This is a genomic window from uncultured Campylobacter sp., assembly GCF_937997465.1.
Lineage (GTDB): Bacteria > Campylobacterota > Campylobacteria > Campylobacterales > Campylobacteraceae > Campylobacter_A.
The window spans coordinates 1-4,412 of the sequence record NZ_CALKTQ010000223.1 but is presented as its reverse complement, the minus strand read 5'-3'; the positions used below and the strand labels follow the sequence as shown (position 1 = coordinate 4,412).

Genomic DNA, 4,412 nt, shown 5'->3' with positions numbered 1-4,412 from the left:
TAGTCGCGCACGTCGTCGGTGGTGTCGACCTCTTTTGGAAACCACGTGTTAGCCTCCATCAGGTCCCAGAGCTTGAGCGCCCACTGGTATTTTGCCTTGGTGAAATTTAAGATGCCGTGCGGATTGCCGTTAAATACGCGGCGATCGGTCAAATTTTCGTTTGAGCTTGGATTGTAGATTCTTTTTCGGTTCATAATTTTTTTCTTTATTCGGTAAATTTTCGGGGCTGATTTTAGCTAAAAAATTATTTAGATATCTTGAAGTAGACTATTTTATCGCGTTAAATTTGGCTTTAAGGTTGCAGCTAAAATTAAAAAACCCGCGTCAAATCGCGGGTTAAATTTAGCGTTTTAGCTCGATGGCGCGCTGGAGCATTTCGTTGCTAGTCGTTATGCTCTTGGCGTTAGCGTCGTAGGCTTTTTGCGTGACGATGACCTCCGTTAGAGCCTGGGCTAGATCGACGTTTGACTGCTCGAGCATGCTGCTAGCTAGTTTGGCGCCGTAGATGCTTTTGCCGCCCGCGTCCTTGTAGAAAAAGGCGGCGCCCGAATTCGCGCTTTGCGAGTAGATGTTGTCGCCCATTTTAGCAAGCCCTTGCTCGTTTTGGAAGTGATAGAGAGCGACTTTGCCGACGGAGCGGACTTGGCCATTTGTAAACTGCGCCAAGATATTTCCAGAATCGTTGGTGTAATAATCCTTTAAAATACCCTCACGTACGCCGTCTTGCGCGATCGAGATACTTTTGGCTTGAGACGTGCTAGTGACGCCTGAGTAAATTTGACCCGCAGCCGCAGGAGTGCCGAAGTCTAGCTCGACTTGCGAGCCGTTATTATCTAGGGCGCTTAAAGTAGAGCTAACAAGCCTACCTTCGTAATCAAAATTTAGCTCGCCGTTAGTATTTGAGACCACTGCGCCGCTTGCGTCTTTTACGGTCGCCGCCGCATCCCAAACTGTACCGTTAGCGCCCTGAGGTACGCGTTTTGTTAGCGTTAGTTCAAGTTTATTTTTCGTACCGTCAGCATTTAAAAGCTCGGTTACGAATTTTTCTTGATTTGCCGCTTCTTTAGTCGTGTTTATTTTTGCGGTCAAATTTGGGGCGGTCGTTAGGTCAAAATCTCTTTCAAATTTCTGACTTATGCTCCAGTTGCCGTTTTCGTCGATCGGAGCGCTAAATTCAGCCGTTTTGCCGTTCGCATCGGTTGCCGTTACGGTGACTAGATCGCCTTTTCTAGGGCGAGTTATCGTATCGTCAGCCGTGACTCGTCCGCGTAAATTTATAGTTCTAGATGGGTTATCTATGTTACTCGTATAGGTCGCGGTATCGACTGGCAAAGTGGTTGGCTCGGTTTTAAAAGATGAGTCGAGATTTCCTTTAAAGGTTACCTTTGAAGTCGGTTTGGTCGGTAGATACAAAAACTCAGGCAAGCGAATTTTGCCTTGGGAGCCGATGTCGCCGACGTCGAGGTCTGTGGTATCGGCGCCTAGAGTGTAGGCCTGCGTGACGGTGGCGGTGCTGTTTACTCTACCGAAAGCCTCTATCGCGCCCTGGCTTGGAGTCACCTGCGTTAGCGCATTTTGCGTTCCTAGTACATAGTTGCCTTGATTTGTTACGAGATATCTTTCTTTATCTACGCCAAAGCTACCGGCGCGCGTGTAATAGGTGCCAGAGCCGTTCGTTACGCCAAAAAACCCCTTGCCGCCGATCGCCATATCTAGGACGTTATCGGTTTTCATAAATGGGCCCTGCTTGTAAAAGCTAAGCGCCGTCGTCATGCCCGTCGCGCCCAGGCCTACTTGGTCCTGCGTCGGATTATTGCCGGCGGCAAAGGATGTCTGATAAAAAATGCTCTTAAATTCCGGTATCGAAGCGGTAAAGCCGACGTTATTTATGTTGGCGATATTGTTCGCCCAAACGTCCATGCTAAACCCCTGGGTTCTGACGCCGCTAACGCCGTTATATAGGCTTCTTACCATGGATTTATCCTTTTGACGGCTCGGTAAATTCTTTGACTTTGTCGATGCTGACGTATTGTCCGCCGACCTTTACCTGTGCGACGCCATCGATAAATTTGACGCCCTCTACGAGATAGTTGCCTACGCCGCCGGTTTTGGCGCCGCCAGCGTGATCGACGTAGTTTATCTCTACCGAGTAGGTGCCTGCTTTTGCGTCGTTGCCTGCGCTATCCTTGCCGTCCCACTCAAAGGTATTGGCTCCGGCGCTAGCTTGGCCGAATTCTAGCTTTCTTACGAGTTTACCGGTGCCGTCTTTGATATTTATCGTGCCGCCTTTTGCCGCGCTTTCTAAAAATCCCGCAAATTTGACGCCCGAGCCTTCTTCTTTTACGATGCCGCTATCGCCGATTTTAGCCATCTTGCCTAGCACTCCGACGGCGTACATATTTGTGCTATTTTTTAGCTGGTCGGCTAGCTTTTGCATCATTTTGTTTGTATTTTCTTGCATTTCAAGCGAGGCTAGCTGGCTAGTTTGGGTTAGCATTTTTTCCGTATCCATCGGGCTTGTCGGATCTTGATACTGAAGCTCGGTTAAAAGAAGTTTCATAAAAGCGTCCTTGTCTAGCTGGGCATTTGGATTGGTGCCTGCGGCCTTTTGTAGGGCGTCCGCTGATTTTTTGGCGGCCTGGTTGTTTACCGTAAAGTTATTGGTTTCTAGTCCGTTTGACATCTTTTATCCTTTAAATTTTTATATCTCAAGCAAATTTGATTCCAAATTTACACGTAGCGCGGAACGACGAGCTCTAAACGAGGCGCGGACGGTTCGCTTTGCTCAGCGTCGTCGGAGCTAAATTTGGAGCCTTTGTAGCTCTTTTGCCCTTGCTCTTTTTTTGGCTGATTTTGATCGCTAAAGTTCATCTCAAGCTCGGTAAAACCCATATTTACGAGGCTGTTTTTAAACTCGGCCTGATTTTGTAAAAACAGGTTCATCGTCTGCGTGTTGGAGCTAAAATTTATGTGCAGATTGTTGCCGCGATTTACCATCGTGATCTCGACTTCGCCCAAATTTAGTGGATTTAGCGTGATGTTAAATCGCATGAAAGGCGATTTGTAGGCCGCGACCTGCTCTTTTAAATTTGAGCTAAAGTTATCAAATGTCTCGCGCACGGCTTGGAAATTCCTGCTTTGCGCCTTGGCGTTTGAGATGACATCTTTTACTATAGCGTTTAGTTCGTTATTTTCGCCGTTATCGCTTTGGGTCTCGGTTAAAATTTGCTCCTCAGCGTTTTCGCGCTCCGGAAATAGCAAATTTTGCAAATTTATCTTTTTAGAGTCTTGACCGAGCCCCGATTTTTCGCTTTTTGCGGCGGTTAAATTTAGCTCGCTTTCGGCTTTGAAGTTTGGCTTTTCGTCTTTTAAATTCGCCTCTTTCTCGTCCTCGTTTTTTACCGCTTCTTTTATGATTTTGGAGTTTTGAGCCAAATTTTGCGTATCTTGCGCTTTTGCGCCGAGGTCTTTGGGTTGTGCTTTATTTTGCTCTTCTTGCACGGCGGCGAGTAGTTTATTTAGAGTATCTTTGGGCTCTGGCTCGCTTGCGCTTATGGCCTCTTCGACCTTGTTTTTTAGCTCGCTAAAAGCGAAATTTTTCTTAGGCGTTACTGGTTCAAAGAAATCTTTTTTCGCCAAGCTTGGAAACTTCTCGCCTAGCTCGTCGGCTTGCGCTTGCGTTACTTCGATATTTTCTAGACCCAAATTTAGCTTATTTGCGATCTCTATTAGCTCGTTTAGATTTTTGGCTCCCCTTAGCTCGTTTAGCGTCGTTTCGCTTGAGAGCGCTTTGGCTAGGCGGTTTTCAAAATTTGGAAATTTGCTGATTTTTTCGCCGCCGCTAAACATCTCTAAAATTTGCAAAAGCTGCATAAAAGTCGCGTTTTCAAACAAATTTTCCGCCGCTTCCTCGCCTAAAATTTCTTTTACGTCCGTGCTTTGGATGGGCACTTTTGTTTGCCCGTTTTGAGCCGTTTGGGCGGATAAATTTACGGCTTTTGCCATCTCTTTTAGATCTTTTTCGCTTAAATTTTCGCCTTTTTTAGCGGCCGCGTCTAGCACCATAGAGAGAAATGCGCCGTCTTCTTTACCGCCTTTTTGCGAGCTTTTGCTCTGCTTTTTTACGCCGCCTTTGATACTCGCGTCAAAGGACAAAATATCGTTTTGAGTAGTCTGCATAAACCCTTTAAATTTAACTTTCAAAGGGTATGCAAAAATCATTCCTAATCGTTTCGTAGAAAAACTCGCCTCGTTTGAGGCGAGTTTGGGAGATTAAAATCGGAGATTAAAATTTATATTTAGCCGTTAGCGTAGCTCTGATGCCTTCGCCGTAGTAGCAATAATATCCGTCGCAACCGGAAAAATACTCTTTGTCGGTTAAGTTATTGACGTTTAGACCTACGCTTAATTTT

Annotated in this window: 3 protein-coding genes and 1 pseudogene; all 4 read right to left on the bottom strand. The window is 46.1% G+C overall.

Going from position 1 to position 4,412, the window contains the following annotated elements:
* Nucleotides 1-194 (bottom strand): annotated as a pseudogene (locus Q0546_RS07480) (ribonucleotide-diphosphate reductase subunit beta); the annotation flags it as partial.
* Between the two features lie 148 nt (nucleotides 195-342).
* A complete protein-coding gene (locus Q0546_RS07475) occupies nucleotides 343-1,974 on the bottom strand; it encodes a flagellar hook-basal body complex protein (protein ID WP_298791849.1) in 1,632 nt (543 codons plus the stop codon).
* Nucleotides 1,975-1,978: 4 nt separating this feature from the next.
* Nucleotides 1,979-2,683: a flagellar basal body rod modification protein gene (locus Q0546_RS07470; protein ID WP_009494792.1), complete on the bottom strand. Its 705-nt coding sequence runs from the start codon at nucleotides 2,681-2,683 to the stop codon at nucleotides 1,979-1,981.
* 47 nt (nucleotides 2,684-2,730) lie between these two features.
* A complete protein-coding gene (locus Q0546_RS07465; protein ID WP_298791847.1) occupies nucleotides 2,731-4,221 on the bottom strand; it encodes a flagellar hook-length control protein FliK in 1,491 nt (496 codons plus the stop codon).
* Between the last annotated feature and the right edge of the window lie 191 nt (nucleotides 4,222-4,412).

Coding starts and splice junctions, on each gene's coding strand:
- Q0546_RS07475 (WP_298791849.1), bottom strand. CDS start 1,974: ATGGTAAGAAGCCTATATAACGGCGTTAGCGGCGTCAGAACCCAGGGG.
- Q0546_RS07470 (WP_009494792.1), bottom strand. CDS start 2,683: ATGTCAAACGGACTAGAAACCAATAACTTTACGGTAAACAACCAGGCC.
- Q0546_RS07465 (WP_298791847.1), bottom strand. CDS start 4,221: ATGATTTTTGCATACCCTTTGAAAGTTAAATTTAAAGGGTTTATGCAG.